Here is a 15458-nt window from a genome sequence, read left to right on the forward strand (position 1 = left end):
GCCCAGCGGGAGCAAGCTCCCTCGCCACAGGATTAGCACTTTTCTCGAGTGAACAGCATCACGGCCTGACGGCATTTTTTTTCATTCGTTTCATCGGGCCACCGGATCGGCCCACGGAGAGCACCATGCCCCAGACCCTGCCCGCGTCGAACGCAGAGCGCGTACTGTATCCCCTCACCACTCCGCAACTGGACATCTGGCTGGACCAGGTGCTACACGCCGATAGCCCGCTGTACAACATCGGCGGTTATGCCCGTATCAACGGGGCGGTCGACGCCGCGCTGTTGCAGACGGCCTTCAACCAGGTCGTCAACGGCCACGATGCCCTGCGGATCCAACTCGTGCCTGGCTCGGCCGAGCACCCTCTGCCGCGCCAACGCTTCCTTGGGCCGGTAGACGTCCCGCTGGGGCTGCACGACGTTTCGGGCCATGCCAACCCGGAGGCCAGCGCATTGGCCTTGCTGCAGGCCAAGCTGCAGACCCCGTTTTCCTTTGACGATGGGCTGCTGGTGCGCGCGGACCTGGTCAAGGTCCGTGAAGGCCTCCACTACTGCTTCGTCAATTGCCACCACTTGATCATCGATGGCTGGTCCTTCGCCATGATTGGCCGAACACTCAGCCAGGCCTATACCGCCCTGCACGACCAGGCGCAAAACACGACGACGGCACCGACCTATCAAGCCTATGTCGAGCAGCAAGTCGCCAGCAAAGACTCGGTTTCGTTCCAGCGCCAGCGCCAATACTGGCTGGAGAAATACCGCACGTTGCCCGAGCCCCTGCTCGCGCCCCGTCAGCCGGGTCAGTTCGGCCAGCGCCTGGCGCCCAGCCAGAACCATGCCTGGCGATTGCCGCGGGCGCTTTATAACCGCCTCGGCGAAAACGCCAAGGCCACGGGCCAGGCGACGGTCTTCCACGTCATGCTGGGGGTGTTGTACAGCTACTTTGCGCGCACCGAGCAACGGGATGAAATCGTCATCGGCCTGCCCATCCTCAACCGCGCCAATGCCGCCCACAAGGCCACGATGGGCTTGTTCGTCGGCATGAGCCCGGTCCGCCTGAGCCTGGGCACCGACCTGAGTTTCAGCGACCTGGTCGGCAAGATTGCCCTGACGCTCAAGCAGGATTATCGCTACCAGCGCTTTCCGTTGAGCGAGCTCAACCGCGAACTCGGCTTGCAGAACCAGGGCCGGCGCCAGTTGTTCGACGTGGTGGTGTCGTACGAACAGGACCAGGACACCTGGTACGGGCCAGCGCCGGCACAACCGGTCAAGCTCAGCAATGGCTACGAACAGATCCCGCTGGCGATGCACGTGCGCGAGTCCGCGCCGGAAGACGAAGTGTGGATGCACTTCATCTACAACGAGGGGTATTTCGACGCGCCGCAGATCGAAGCCTTGCAGCAACGCTTCATGAACATCCTGGAAAGCGTGGCCGCTGATTTCGACGTGTCGGTCATGGCCCTCGATACGCTGTCGCCCGCCGAGCGACAACTGCTCAAGGAATGGAATCGCACCGGCATCGACTACTCCAAGGATGTGCTGCTCCATCAATTGATCGAAGCCCAGGTCGCCGCTCGCCCCGACGCGATCGCGGTGCGCTTCGCGGACCAGGCGCTGACCTATGACGCGTTGAATCGCCAGGCCAACCGCCTGGCCCATGCCCTGCTGGAAACCGGTGTTGGCCGCGACGATCGCGTGGCCATCTGCATGGAGCGCAGCCTGGAGATGGTGGTCGGCCTGTTGGGCATTCTCAAGGCGGGTGCCGCCTACGTGCCGCTGGACCCAGGTTATCCTGCCGACCGCTTGAGCCATATGCTCAGCGACAGCGCGCCCTGTGCGCTGATCACCAGCCAAGGCCTATTGGCCAGCCTGCCCGCCGTGACGGTGCCGGTGTTGTGCCTGGATGCCGAGCCTGAAGCACTGTCCCGACAACCGACGCACAACCCGGACGCCGCCGCGCTCGGGCTGACGCCTCGGCACCTGGCCTATGTCATCTACACCTCCGGCTCCACCGGTTTGCCCAAGGGCGTGATGAACCAGCATGACGGGGTGGTCAATCGCTTGCTCTGGGCCCGCGATGCCTATGGCGTCGATGAACACAGCCGGATCCTGCAAAAGACCCCGTTCAGTTTCGATGTGTCGGTCTGGGAGTTTTTCCTGCCATTGCTCAGCGGTGCGCAACTGATCGTCGCCGCCCCCGACGGGCACAAGGACCCGCGCTACTTGATGGACATCATGGCGAGCGCCGGCATCACACTGCTGCATTTTGTCCCATCGATGTTGCAGGTTTTTCTCGATCAGGTGGAGCCCCGGCGCCTATCCGCGCTCCAGAAAGTCCTGTGCAGCGGCGAGGCCTTGCCCCATGCCTTGCAGAAGCGCTTTTTCGAATATTTGCCGAGGGTGCAGTTGCACAATCTCTATGGCCCCACCGAAGCGGCCATCGACGTGACCGCATGGCATTGCCGGCACGATGCGCACGACGGCATCGTACCGATCGGCCGCCCCATCGCGAATATCCAGATGCATGTCCTTGATGGGAACCTGCAACAGCTGCCGCCGGGGGTGGCCGGCGAGTTGCACATCGGTGGCATCGGCGTCGCCCGGGGCTACCTGAACCGTCCCGAACTGACGGCCGAACGGTTCATCCACGACCCCTTCCGCAGCGAGCCCCAGGCCCGGCTGTACAAGACCGGTGACCTCGGGCGTTGGTTGCCCGATGGCAGCCTCGAATACTTGGGACGCAACGATTTCCAGGTGAAAATTCGCGGCCTGCGCATCGAACTGGGCGAGATCGAAGCCCACCTGCTCGCGTGCGAAGGGGTCAAGGATGTGGTCGTGATCGCCCGCCAGGAGACCGGTGATGCGTACCTCAACGCCTATTGGGTGAGCGAGCCCGGATGCTCGCCATCCCCGCAAGCGCTGCAGGAAACCTTGCGCCAACGGGTCCCCGACTACATGGTGCCCAGGCATCTGATGGCGCTCGAGCAGTTCCCGCTGAGTGTCAACGGCAAGCTGGACCGCAAGGCCCTCCCCGAGCCTTCCGCCACCCAGGGCTGCGATACGACAGCGCCACGCACCGCCTTGGAGCAGCTGCTCGCCGAGCTATGGCGGGACAACCTCAAGCGCTCGACGCTGGGCATCCATGACAACTACTTCATGCTCGGTGGCGACTCCCTGAAAGTCATTCACTTGCAAATCAACGCCCGTGAACGAGGCATTGCGTTGACCCTGGCGCAGGTTTACCAGTCCCCGACCATCGCCCAGTTGGCCGAGGTCCTGCAGGCTGGGCAAACATCAGCCAGCGGGCTCGAACCCTTGACCCACGTGAAGCCTTTCGCCCAGGTCCCGGCAGCGATCCGCCTGGCCAGTGAAGGCGTGTTCGATGACGTGTTTGCCGCTTCGCAGTTGCAAGTCGGGATGATTTATCACTCGATGATGCACCCGGACTCGGCGATCTATCACGACATCTTCCGCTACCGCTTGCGCCTGCCTTGGGATGCGCCGGCCTGGGAACGGGCCTGCGCCGCCTTGATCCGCCGTCATCCGGCCTTGCGCATGTCGTTCGATATCGGTCACGCCGAGGTGCCCATGGCCCGGGTGCACGCGACGGTCGAGCCTCCCGTGCAGGTCATCGACGTACGCCCGCTGAGTCCCGATGCCCGGGCCCAGGCCATTGCCGCCTACGTGGAGGAACGCAAGCGCTGCCGCGAAGACTGGCATCGGGCACCGCTGTATCAATTCTGTGTGTTCGTCGCGCAGGACGAGATCGATCTGGTCTTCAGCTTCCACCATGCGATTCTCGACGGTTGGAGCGTCGCCACCTTGATGCGCGACCTGATCACGCTCTACACCGCGGTGCCTGGCGCCGACGCACTGCCTGCCCTGACCACCACGCCGGCAGACTTCGTGGTCCTGGAGCAAGAGGCCACGGCAACGCAGCCCCACCGCCGGTTCTGGCGCGAATACTTGCATGAGGCCCCCGCCGCCGCCATGACCAGCTGGATTCATGCCGTGGCGCCAGACTCGACGCCGCACCGCTCGGCCTACCGTGAGTTGCCCGCCGCGGACCTGGCCCGCCTCGAAGCGTTCTGCCAGGCCCACGACCTGCCCTTGCGCGCGGTCCTGCTGACGGCCCACGGTTTCGCCCAGGCGATCATGTCCAATCAAAAGGAAGTGCTGTGTGGCGTGATCAGCCATGGCCGGCCGGAATTCGAAGATGCCGCCTCGGTCCTGGGCCTGTTCCTCAATACCCTGCCGGTACGTTTCAGCAGCCAGGGACCGAGCTGGCTGGCGTTGATCCGGGCAACGATTGCCCAGGAACGACAGGTATTCCCCCACCGGCGCTACCCGTTCGCGTTGATCCATCGCGAGACCGACGTCGCCTTGAACGTGGTGTTCAACTACGTCGACTTCTATGTGCTCAAGGACCTGCTGGCCCAAGGCGAAGAGATCCTCACCGATTGGGAAACGACGGAAGCGAGCAACTACGACCTGCTGACCACCCTGGGTCGCCATCCGGCCAACGGTTCGCTGATGTTGAAGATGGACTACCGCACCGCCCGTGTCGCCACGAGCCAGGTCGAAGCCTATGCCGATTACCTGCTGCGCACGCTGGAACTGATGATCGCCATCCCTGAGGCCAAACCAACCATTGCAGCCTGGCTGCCGCCCATCGAACGAACCACGCCCAGGGCCACGACGGCCTTGCCCCACGACAACCTGTCGAGCCTCTTGCTGGACAGTTTCGCCCGGCATGGCGAGCAGACTGCCGTGAGCCTTGGCCAGGCCCGCCTGTCCTATCGTCAATTGCAGGACGCTTGCGCCCAACTGGCGGGCTGGCTGCACCGGCACGGTATCGGCCAGGGTGATCGGGTCGCGATCATGATGCCGCGCTCGCCCGACCTGATCGTCGCCTTGCTCGGTGTCGTGCAGGCCGGCGCCGCGTACGTGCCGATCGACCTGAGCTATCCGGACGAACGCATCCAACTGATTCTCGAAGACTCGCAACCGCGACTGGTGCTGTTCGCCGATGCCTCCGCGAGCCTGGCGATGTCCCTGGCCGGCCAGGCCGATACGCGCCATTGGGACAGCGTGGTCGCCGGCTTCGACGACAACCTGGCCGGCAGTCATCAACGGGTGGCCGCCATTGCCGCAGGCGTCATGGCTGAAGACAACGCCTACGTGCTCTATACCTCCGGCTCGACCGGCCGCCCGAAAGGCGTGGCCATGCCGCACCGGGCCTTGACCAACATGATTCTCTGGCAAAACCGCCAGCAGCCACGGGATGTCGATACGCTGAAGACGCTGCAGTACGCGCCCATTTCGTTCGACGTTTCGTTCCAGGAAATTTTCTCGACCCTGTCCAGCGGGCATGAGCTGGTGATGATTGACGAAGGGCTGCGCTATGACTTCATCCGCTTGCTGAGGTTTATTGACGCGCAACAGGTCAATCGCCTGTTCCTGCCGTACGTCGCCTTCCAGGGCTTGGCCGAGATCGCCCTGCAGCTCGGTATCCACCCGGCATCGCTACGCCAGATCAATGTGGCTGGCGAGCAGCTGAAAATCACCGCCGAAATCCGTGACCTGATCGATCGCCTCGGCGACTGCCATGTCGAGAACCACTATGGCCCGACCGAGGCCCACGTGGTGACGCGCTTGCGACTTGAAGGCGCGACCGCGACCTGGCCGAGCATGCCGCCGATCGGCACGCCCATCGACGGCGTGCGCATGCATGTCCTCGACGGGACCGGCAACCCCTGCCCGGTCGGCGTGGTGGGCGATCTGTTCATCGAAGGGGCCAGCCTTGCCAATGGCTACTGGAATCGCCCCGACCTGACCGACGAACGCTTTATCTATCGCCAGCTCGAAGGCCAGACCCGACGCTTGTATGAAACCGGCGACATCGGTTTCTACCTGCCCGACGGTGATCTGGTGTACCAGGGACGCAGCGACGCCCAGGTCAAGATTCGTGGCTACCGCGTCGAGCTCGGCGAGATCGAAGTGGCCATGCTCGGCTCGGCACGGTTCAGGGCCGACATCGAGCAGGTGGCGGTCATCGACAAGCTGGCAACCGATGGCAGCCGTTACCTGGTGGGGTTCGTCCAGGCCCTGCCGGGCTGCGAGCCGGACCTGGATCAGCTCAAAGCAGAAATGCGCCTGGCACTGCCCGACTACATGGTGCCGAACACACTGGTCAAGATCACGAAGCTGCCCCTCGGGCCCACGGGCAAGATCGACCGGCAGCGTTTGCAGAAGATCGACGTCCAGACCACCTTGCAGCGTCCGTTCATCGGCCCGCGCAATGCCATGGAGGATTTGCTGCAAGCCTACTGGCAGGAAACGTTGGACCTGGACAGCATCAGCATCCACGACAACTTCTTCGAGCTGGGCGGCAATTCGCTCAAGGCGGTACAACTGGTGGCCATGCTCGCCAGGCATCAAGGCCTGGAGCCTTCGCTGTCCGACTTCATCCAGGCGCCGACCATCGCCGAATTCGCCCAGGTGCTGCAACAGACCGCAACCGGACACCCTGGCGCCGGCGCGCTGGTGGACTTCAAGAATGCCACGCGCCGTCCGACGTTGTTCCTCGTCCACCCCATCGGCGGACATGTGCTGTGCTATGCCGCACTGGCGCGGGTGCTCAAGGACCAGGTCCACCTGTATGCCCTGCAAGCGCCGGGTACCTGGGATGCCCGTGAGCCCTTGCAATCGGTACAGGCCCAGGCGGTGTACTACGCGGACGCCATTGAGCAGGTCGCGCCCCAAGGCCCCCTGAACATTGGCGGCTGGTCCTATGGCGGCGTCGTGGCGTATGAACTGGCGAGCGAGTTGCAGCGCCGCGGACGGCGCCTGCATAACGTGTTCCTGCTGGACACCATCGTGCGCGTCAGCCAGGGCGAGGTGCAGATTGAACGCAGCGAGTTCATGAACTGGTTCATGTGGGAACTGCTCAGCGGCGACGGCCAGAAGGAATACGCCTACCAAGCGTTGGACTTCGCCGCCCTGGACGATCCTCAGGCCTTCGCGGCGATCCGGCAACACGGCATCGACCAGGGCATTTTCGACGCGAGCATCACCCTGGCGACGCTCGATCAACTGTTCCGCGTGTTCCATGCCAACTGGCAAGGGCTGCTGGACTATCGCTTCCCGCCACTGGATTTGCCTATCACGCTGTTCGCGGCGGATGTCGAACTGCCCGATGTGCTGCAAGCCCCCCACGAATTGGTGGGCACAGCCTTCCGCGACCCGTACCGCGGCTGGCGTTCGATTGCGCCGCACGTGCAGCGCGTCGCCGTCGAGGGCGACCATCTGACCATGATGCGCGAGCCGCACATCTTGCGAGTGGGTCAATGCATCCAGTCGCGGATGGACCTGGTCCGGGCCAGGAACGCCGAATCCATGGGCGCATTGGCTTGACCATGACCGACGATCACGGGGCCGGATTGACGGCCCCGCATGACTCCATCGCCCGGTCGTCCCGGGCTCGATACAGGTGAAACAACATGACAGCACCCAGAAAAGCCATCGTCGCCGGTGCCGGTATCGGCGGGTTGACCGCCGCCATCGCACTGCAACGAGCGGGCTGGCAGGTCAAGGTCTTCGAAGCGGCGCAGACACTGCGCACAGGGGGCACCGGCTTATCCGTCATGGCCAATGCCATGGCGGCGTTGCACTCGATTGACGCCCATCTCCCGGTGGAACAGGCCGGCCAGGTGATCCGCGACTTCTTCTTCAAGAAACACCAGGGCGAAGCCATCACCCGCATGCCGATCCACGAGATTGGCGAACAGCTGGGGCATCCCAGCGTGAATATCCAGCGCCCGTTGCTGCTACGTGCATTGGCGCAGCAGCTCGCGCCCGACACCTTGACCACCGGGTTGCGCTGCACCGGGTATGAACCTCGCCCCGATGGCGTCACGGTGCGGTTTGAAGACGGCAGCCTTCAGGAAGCGGATCTGTTGATTGGCGCCGATGGCCTGAACTCGGTGATTCGCCAACAGATGCTCGGCGAAACCCCAACCCGCCCATCGGGCTATGTCGCCTGGCTGGCGGTGGCGCCCTTCAGCCATCCGGTCATGACCGAAGGTTACGTGGCGCATTACTGGGGCCGCGGCAAGCGCTTCGGGCTCTGCGATGTCGGCAACGGCCAGGCGTATTGGTGGGGCACCTGCAATCATGAAAACGCGGCGGACGCTGCCTTGAACATCAGCAAGCAAGAAGTGCTCGCGGCCTACGCCGGCTGGGCGCCGGAAGTCGTGGCGGCCATCGAGGCCACCCCTGAGAGCGCGCTATTGAAAATGCACGCCAGGGATCGCCATCCCGTCGAGCAATTCTGCGATGGGCACGTGGTGCTCTTGGGCGATGCGGCTCACCCCATGTTGCCCAGCCTGGGCCAAGGTGCCGCACAGGCGATCGAGGATGCCGTGGTGCTGGCCGATCGACTGGCGCGAACGCCGGACCTGCGCACCGCACTGCTGCACTACCAGGCCCATCGGCACCCTCGGGCCAACGGAATCGTCAATGCCGCGCGCTTCATGAGTGGTATCGAACAAGCCGAGTCGACGCTCGCCTGCTGGGCTCGAGAATGGTATATGCGCCTGACGCCACAGAGCAGCCTGCGTAAAAAGAACATCGACCTCCTCTCGTTCAAGCCCTGCCCATGACCTTGCAAAAACCGGCGCTGAGCAACCTGGGCGGGACGTCGCGAACCCCGCCTTGTTACCGACGGCGCTAAAGCGTCAATGACCGAAAGCGACTCCTACATAGACAAAAAACGACACGCACCGGGATAAAAATCGATAAATGAGAAGTCTTCACCATACTGGGAATCCAGAATCTGGATGCTACTGTCAGATAGATCCTACATTGAGGGCGGGCATCCAAGAACCGAACTGCGAACGCAACCCTTTAATTTAGTTGAATATTTTCCAGGCACCTTGCTGAAAGCCAACCCGGCGGCGTTCGTCGCCAGGGAAAAAACCTTTGACCCAACGTGTTTTTGCCCGGAGGTATCCAAAAACCGACAACCCCTGCCTGACCCCGGAATGTCCCTGTTTTCCCTTACAGACTTTTCCTACATGGAAACGCTTAATAGCTCCACCGGGCTAAACCGTTTAAGTCGATAGGTTCACAAGACCGATTGACCCCCAGTATCAACTCCAGAAGAAGCTTCAGCATTTTGGAAGCAGCCGGATTTTTTCCGTCAACGATCTGATATGCGGAGCTTTTTCGAGTAAGCAGGATAAGGATCATGAATCGACATGCGTATATCGAGGGTGCAGAAAAATCGCACCTCTACGTAGAGCTAGGAAAGCTGATTTCAAGTGTCGGACACGAGAGCTTCTTGACCAACATGCACCAGATGATCGAAACAACGGTGCCTGTCAGTCGGCTCGAATTGAGTGAATGGACAGCCGACGACACCCAGTCGAATGTCCTCGATGTACAACTGTTGGGGTATGCGGGTGCGGAAAAAAACGTGCACATGCAATCCCCCTGCCCCACCACGGCGATACAGCGCAATGATCACCCCTTGGTAAAAAGGGTACTGGAGGTGGATGACGCCCTGCTGATCCATTTGAATGCACGCATGAAGGACGAAAGAGGCAACGACTGCCTCGGCACCTCCCACCAGTGCATTCTGATTTCACGCAAGGCCAACCGTCGCTGTGTGATCTCGTTGCAACGCCCTCAGGTACAGCGCGACTTTTCCCTCCAGGAACTGTCCTTTCTGAAGTACCTTTCCGAAACGCTGCTGCCGCTGGCCGAGCGTCATGCGCACCTCAATCGCCAATGCTTCAAAACCCCTGGCAGCGCCACGAGCCATCCGCTCGATAGCGCCGAACAGACCCAGCTGCAACGTGACTTCAATGATCGATTGAGTCCCTGCGACGTCACCCTTTCCGTGCGGGAAAAAGAGGTCTGCCTGGGCCTGCTGGCCGGAGGCACCGTGCCGGAGATCGCCGAAAAGTTGCAGGTCAAGAACAGCTCCATCGAAACCTACCTCAAGCGTGCCGCCGCCAAGCTGGGCGTGAGCGGGCGGCATGGGCTGGCGAAATGGATGATCGGATCATGACGGCTCGCCGCGCACGGCCGGCCAGAACCCGCCTGCCTGCGCCTGCGGTGCCTGGCCAGGCACCACGATGAGATAACAGGTCAATGCTTAAACTCTTGAGCCCACTGGCAGCCGCAGCATTCATGTTGGGCGGTTGTTCGCTTATCCCGGACTACCAACGTCCCGACGCACCGGTCGCCGGGCAGTATCCGCAGACCTCGGCCTACGCCCCGGCGCTGTCGGGGCCCATGGCGGCCGAACAGGGTTGGCGTGACCTGTTCCAGGACCCGGTGCTGCAACAACTCATCGAAAGCGCGCTGGCCAACAACCGCGACTTGCGGGTCGCGGCGCTGAACGTCGAGGCGTATCAGGCGCAGTATCGGATCCAGCGGGCGGACCTCTTCCCGGCAATCAGTGCCAACGGCACCGGCTCAAGCCAGCGCCTGCCGGCCAGCCTCACCGGAACCGGTGACGCAGCCATCAGTCGTTCGTATTCGGCGACATTGGGGATCAGCGCTTATGAGCTGGACCTGTTCGGGCGCATCCGCAGCCTCAGTGACCAGGCATCGCTGATTTACCTGTCCAGTGAAGAAGCCCGGCGCAGCAGCCAATTGAGCCTGGTGGCCAGCGTCGCCAGCGCCTACCTGACCTGGCGTGCCGATCAGGAACTGCTGGCGTTGACCCAGGACACGCTCCAGTCCTACGAGCAAAGCCTGCGCCTGACCGAACGCAGTAACCAGGTCGGCACCGCATCGGCCTTGAACCTGAGTCAATCGCGAACATCGGTGGAAAGCGCCAGGGCCAGCCTGGCCAAGTTCCAGCGCCAGGTCGCCCAGGACCTCAACAACCTCACGCTGCTGGTGGGCACTTCGGTCGCCGATGACCTGCCCGGCCGCCCACTGGCCTCGGACCTGCTCAGCGAAGTACCGGCGGGCCTGCCTTCGGACTTGCTGCAACGCCGACCGGACATCCTTGGGGCCGAGTACCTGTTGCAATCGGCCAATGCCAACATCGGCGCGGCCCGTGCCGCGTTTTTCCCGAGCATCAGCCTGACCGCCAACGCGGGCAGCTCCAGCAACGAGCTGTCCGGGCTGTTCAAGGGCGGGTCGGGCGGCTGGCTGTTTCAACCGCAGATCAACCTGCCGATTTTCAACGCCGGCAGCCTTCGGGCGAGCCTGGACTACTCGAAAATCCAGAAAGACATCCGCGTGGCGCAATACGAGAAAGCCATCCAGACCGCCTTCCAGGAAGTGTCCGACGGCCTGGCGGCACGCAAGACCTATAAAGACCAATTGATCGCCCAGCGCGACCTGGTGCAAGCCAACCAGGACTACTACCGCCTGGCGGAACGGCGCTATCGCATCGGCGTGGATAGCAGCTTGACGTTCCTTGATGCCCAACGCTCGCTGTTCAGCGCCCGGCAAACCCTGATTGTCGACCGGCTGTCGCAGCTGCTCGCCGAAGTCAACCTGTACAAGGCCCTCGGCGGGGGTTGGGTAGAACGCACAAGCAACGTGACGATGAGGTGACTGCAGATGGGCACATTCGAACCTGGGACACTGGTGCGCTTACGCTCGGGCGGCAAGACGATGGTGGTCAAGCATTCATCGTCCATTTCCCAGATGCCGGATACCTTGCTGCTCCTGTGTGAGTACCGGGCCAAGAATCGCCTGGTGCAGGGCTTCTACGCGACGCGCGACCTGATCCCGGCCTCCAGCAACCCGGATACCGAGCGGTCGTAGGCCCGTAGCGAGGCTCCTTTTTGTGGCAAGACTCCTTTTTGTGGCAAGGGAGCTTTTGTGGCGAGGGAGCTTGCTCCCGCTGGGCTGCGCAGCAGCCCCCGAAACAGCCATCGCGGTGTTTCAGGTTGATTGTGGCTAGCTTCCTTGGGGCTGCTGCGCAGCCCAGCGGGAGCAAGCTCCCTCGCCACAAAAGCAGTTCGGGCTTCAGACCGTGCGCGAATACTGGACCGTCTGGTCCGCCCCCAGGTACGCGTCGAATGCCATGGCGACGTTGCGCATCATCAATTGGCCTTGGGGCAACAACACCAGCTCGTCGTCACGGATGTCCAGCAACCCGTCGCGCACCAGCTCCTGGAGCCGGTCCAGGGCATCGGCGAAGTATTCGCCGAATCGGATGCCGTGTTCGCGGTCGATCCGACCGAAGTCGATGCGCCCATGGCACATCAGTTCGCTGATGACCTCGCGCCGCAGCCGGTCATCGTCGCTCAGCCGATAGCCGCGCTGCACGGGCAGCAGGCCTTGATCCAACCAGGCGTAATACTGGGAAAGCTCCTTGACGTTCTGGTTGTAGCTGTCACCCACCTTGCCGATCGACGACACGCCCAGGCCAATCAGGTCGCAATCGGCGTGGGTTGAGTAGCCCTGGAAATTGCGCTGCAGGGTCCCCTGGGCGCGAGCGCGCACCAGTTCGTCATCCGGCAAGGCGAAGTGGTCCATGCCGATGTAGACATAGCCCGCTTCGGTCAAGCGATTGATAGTCAGCTCCAGCAGTTCCAGCTTGCGCTCGGGCGGTGGCATGTCTTGCGGGCGGATCATCCGTTGCGCCCGCACCCGTTGCGGCAGGTGGGCGTAGCTGTAGGCCGCGATCCGATCCGGACGCAGGGCGATGATCTTGCTCAAGGTGACGTCGAAACTGGCGATGGTCTGCAACGGCAGGCCATAGATCAGATCGACGCTGACGGACTTGAAGTGCGCCCGGCGCGCGGCCTCCACCAGCTCGACGACCTGGGCTTCGCTTTGCACCCGATTGACCGCGATCTGCACTTGGGCGTCGAAGTCCTGGACGCCGAAGCTCAGGCGATTGAAGCCCAGCTGGCGCAGGCCTTGGATCTGCTCTGCATCGATGGTCCGTGGGTCGACCTCGATGGAAAACTCGTGGGCGTCGCTGTCGTCCATATCGAACGCCTGGTGCAGGCAGTCCATCAGGTCAGCCAGTTGCTCATGGGTCAGGTAAGTCGGCGTGCCGCCACCTAAATGCAGCTGGGTCAATTTGCGCGAGCGGTCGAACAACGCCGCTTGCAAGGCTATTTCACGCTTGAGGTAAGTCAGGTATTCGGCGGCGCGATGGGTCTTGCGGGTGATGATCTTGTTGCATGCGCAGTAATAACAAAGGCTCTGGCAGAACGGAATGTGGATGTACACCGACAACGGCTTTGGCTGTGGCGCCTGGTGGCTGCGCTGGGCGGCCTGGCGGTATTCGTCCATGGCAAAGGCCTGGTGGAACTGCGGGGCCGTCGGATAAGACGTGTAGCGCGGTCCCGGGCGGTCGTATTTCTCCACCAGGGCACGATTGAAACCGGAGGCAGTTTTCATGAGGGGGTCAACTTTTCAAAAGCGTGTGGGCTTGCGTCATCCGGTGCCGGGTCGAACAGGTTGCAGATCGCGTCCACATTCAATCGCCCGGCGGGCAGGATGCCGATGAATCGGCTCGACAGTTCGATCAATCCCTGGTCATGCAACGCTTCCAGCAACGGCCAGGCGGACGCGAAGTGCTCGCGAAACACCAGGCCGAAGCGCGCCTCGATGGCTTGTATATCCAACTCCAGGTCACAGGACAGCTGTTCGGTCACGCTCGCCCTGACCTGGTCCTGCGCCTCACAACGCCAGCCACGACACACCGGCAATTGCCCGGCGTCCAGTTGCTGGCAATAGAGAAGCAGGTCGTCGGTGTTCTGTACGTACAGGTGCTCGATCTGCGTGATGGCCGACAAGCCGAAGCCCACGTGGTCACAGCAACCGTGACGGGTAAAACCCTGGCAATTGCGGTGCAAGCGTCCATGTTCCTGAGCCACTGCCAGGTCATCGTCGGCCCTGACGAACTGGCCCAGGCCGATGTAGTGATAACCGGCACCGATCAACTGTTCGCAACAGATGCGCCGCATGGCGTCCTTGTCGGCGGGGCTGCAAAAGGTTCCGGCCAGCCCGGCGTTCTTCGAGCGATAACGATAAGGCGCGCGGGCGTAGTCGAAAACGTGCAACCGGTCCGGCTCCAGTTCGATCAGCGTCGCCAGTTTCAGGGCGAAACTGTCCGGTGTCTGCCAGGCGTGGCCGTAGCCCAAGTCGATGTTGATGGAGCGAAAACCAAACGTGCGTGCCGCATCGATCAATGAATGGATCGGCGCCGGGTTCTGGTAGCAATCGACCGATAGATCGCTGTCCACGCCAATGTCGGGCACGCCGATGCTGACATGGGTGAAACCCTGGTCACGGATCAGGCCCATGGTCGACCAGTCGGTGTGATGCAGGTCCACCTCGATACTGTGGTCAGCACCGTCGAACTCGCAGAAGTCGAAGCGTTTGCGCAGGTCACTCATCAGCTTCTGCAGATGCGCGATCACCGGTGTGCCGCCCGTCAGGCAAAACTGCTCGACGCGCCGCCCGGCCCCCAGGTGGCAACCGACCAAGCCCATTTCATAGGCCAGGCGTTGCAGATAGCCCTCGATCTTGCCGCATCGGCAGTCGCTGGCCAGGGGCGAACACGACGCCAGCCGCAAGCGCGAAGGCAGGTGCACCGCCAGGGACAGGGGCCGTCGTTTCTGGCGGCTGGTACGTAATCCTCGAAGCAGGTCGAGGGAGCCGATACCGGCATGGAACCTGCGCGTGCCGACCGGACAATCGAAATCAGCCACCACCGGGGCACGTCCCGAGGGTCGCTCACCGAGGGTATGGAACGGGTCGAACATGACAATCTCCGAGTGGCGGTGCGGGGCCAGTTTGCACGCCTGCGCGCCGGGCCACCTTGACCTGTATCAAGCGCCCTGGCAGCCCGCCGCCAACGCTTACCAGGTGACGTAGAACATGGCCTTGGCCAGCAGCACGATCGCGACCATGTGCAGGAACACGCTGACATGGATGATGTGCACGTAGCGGGCGTTCATGCGCCCGCTGCGGAACAGCCACATCGCCCAGAGGAAATGCCCCAGCACGCTGCCCGCCAACAGGATCTTCAGGCCCAGCAGCACACCGAAGGACGATTGCAACGGCGACGACAACGCCGGCCAGTATCGCAACCAGACCATGCCGCCGCCCGCGCCGAACAACACCAGCAGTACCCACGGCATCAACTGCCGGGCGCGTTGGCTGATGCCTTGCTCCAGCAGCACCATGACCTTGGCGGGCAGTTGCTTGCGGATGCTCTCCAGGAACAGGACTTCGAAGAACACCGTGCCGATGAACACCAGTGCGGCAAACAGGTGCAAGGTCAAAAGCAGCGGATAACTCATGGAAGTCCTCGACGCCCTCTTCAGCGGGGCGATGGTTTATTCGAGGTTATCCCGTGGTCCTGGAAGAGGGGTTGATGCCAATCAAGGAAATTCCCATCAGTCACCACAGAACCTGTGGGGGAGAACCTGTGGGAGCGGGCTTGCTCGCGAAAGCGGTGTG

8 protein-coding genes are annotated in these 15458 nt (G+C 62.4%); 5 read left to right on the forward strand and 3 right to left on the reverse strand.

The annotated features are described in order from the left end of the window. Positions 1–125: 125 nt before the first annotated feature. From M1D99_RS17845 to M1D99_RS17865, 5 genes are all read left to right on the forward strand, one after another. Positions 126–7415 carry an amino acid adenylation domain-containing protein gene (locus M1D99_RS17845; RefSeq protein WP_458130533.1) on the forward strand — a complete coding sequence of 2430 codons (7290 nt, stop codon included), beginning with the start codon at positions 126–128 and terminating at the stop codon, positions 7413–7415. Positions 7416–7501: 86 nt separating this feature from the next. After that, entirely contained in the window at positions 7502–8662 is a 1161-nt protein-coding gene (locus tag M1D99_RS17850) for an FAD-dependent monooxygenase (RefSeq protein WP_458130534.1), read from the forward strand. Positions 8663–9249: 587 nt separating this feature from the next. Then, positions 9250–10074 carry a helix-turn-helix transcriptional regulator gene (locus M1D99_RS17855; protein ID WP_458130535.1) on the forward strand — a complete coding sequence of 275 codons (825 nt, stop codon included), beginning with the start codon at positions 9250–9252 and terminating at the stop codon, positions 10072–10074. 83 nt (positions 10075–10157) lie between these two features. After that, entirely contained in the window at positions 10158–11582 is a 1425-nt protein-coding gene (gene adeC / locus M1D99_RS17860) for an AdeC/AdeK/OprM family multidrug efflux complex outer membrane factor (protein ID WP_458130536.1), read from the forward strand. A 6-nt stretch (positions 11583–11588) separates the two neighbouring features. Then, a complete protein-coding gene (locus tag M1D99_RS17865) occupies positions 11589–11795 on the forward strand; it encodes a YodC family protein (RefSeq protein ID WP_186710299.1) in 207 nt (68 codons plus the stop codon). A 204-nt stretch (positions 11796–11999) separates the two neighbouring features. On the opposite strand, the gene hemN is transcribed toward M1D99_RS17865, so the two are convergent. The 3 genes from hemN to M1D99_RS17880 form a co-directional block, all read right to left on the reverse strand. Next, positions 12000–13388 carry an oxygen-independent coproporphyrinogen III oxidase gene (gene hemN, locus M1D99_RS17870; RefSeq protein ID WP_186710297.1) on the reverse strand — a complete coding sequence of 463 codons (1389 nt, stop codon included), beginning with the start codon at positions 13386–13388 and terminating at the stop codon, positions 12000–12002. Then, on the reverse strand, positions 13385–14758 hold the full coding sequence (locus M1D99_RS17875; protein ID WP_458130537.1) for a coproporphyrinogen III oxidase: 1374 nt from the start codon (positions 14756–14758) through the stop codon (positions 13385–13387). Before M1D99_RS17875 ends, hemN begins: the two co-directional genes overlap by 4 nt. Positions 14759–14854: 96 nt before the next feature. After that, positions 14855–15298 (reverse strand): CopD family copper resistance protein, encoded by a 444-nt coding sequence (locus tag M1D99_RS17880; RefSeq protein WP_186710294.1) that lies wholly within the window; start codon positions 15296–15298, stop codon positions 14855–14857. Positions 15299–15458 lie beyond the last annotated feature (160 nt).

The organism is Pseudomonas sp. R3-41, assembly GCF_054161485.1.

Bases quoted from the DNA above. Each gene is read 5' to 3' on its own strand.
- M1D99_RS17845 (WP_458130533.1), top strand. From the start codon at position 126: ATGCCCCAGACCCTGCCCGCGTCGAACGCAGAGCGCGTACTGTATCCC.
- M1D99_RS17850 (WP_458130534.1), top strand. From the start codon at position 7,502: ATGACAGCACCCAGAAAAGCCATCGTCGCCGGTGCCGGTATCGGCGGG.
- M1D99_RS17855 (WP_458130535.1), top strand. From the start codon at position 9,250: ATGAATCGACATGCGTATATCGAGGGTGCAGAAAAATCGCACCTCTAC.
- adeC (WP_458130536.1), top strand. From the start codon at position 10,158: ATGCTTAAACTCTTGAGCCCACTGGCAGCCGCAGCATTCATGTTGGGC.
- M1D99_RS17865 (WP_186710299.1), top strand. From the start codon at position 11,589: ATGGGCACATTCGAACCTGGGACACTGGTGCGCTTACGCTCGGGCGGC.
- hemN (WP_186710297.1), bottom strand. From the start codon at position 13,388: ATGAAAACTGCCTCCGGTTTCAATCGTGCCCTGGTGGAGAAATACGAC.
- M1D99_RS17875 (WP_458130537.1), bottom strand. From the start codon at position 14,758: ATGTTCGACCCGTTCCATACCCTCGGTGAGCGACCCTCGGGACGTGCC.
- M1D99_RS17880 (WP_186710294.1), bottom strand. From the start codon at position 15,298: ATGAGTTATCCGCTGCTTTTGACCTTGCACCTGTTTGCCGCACTGGTG.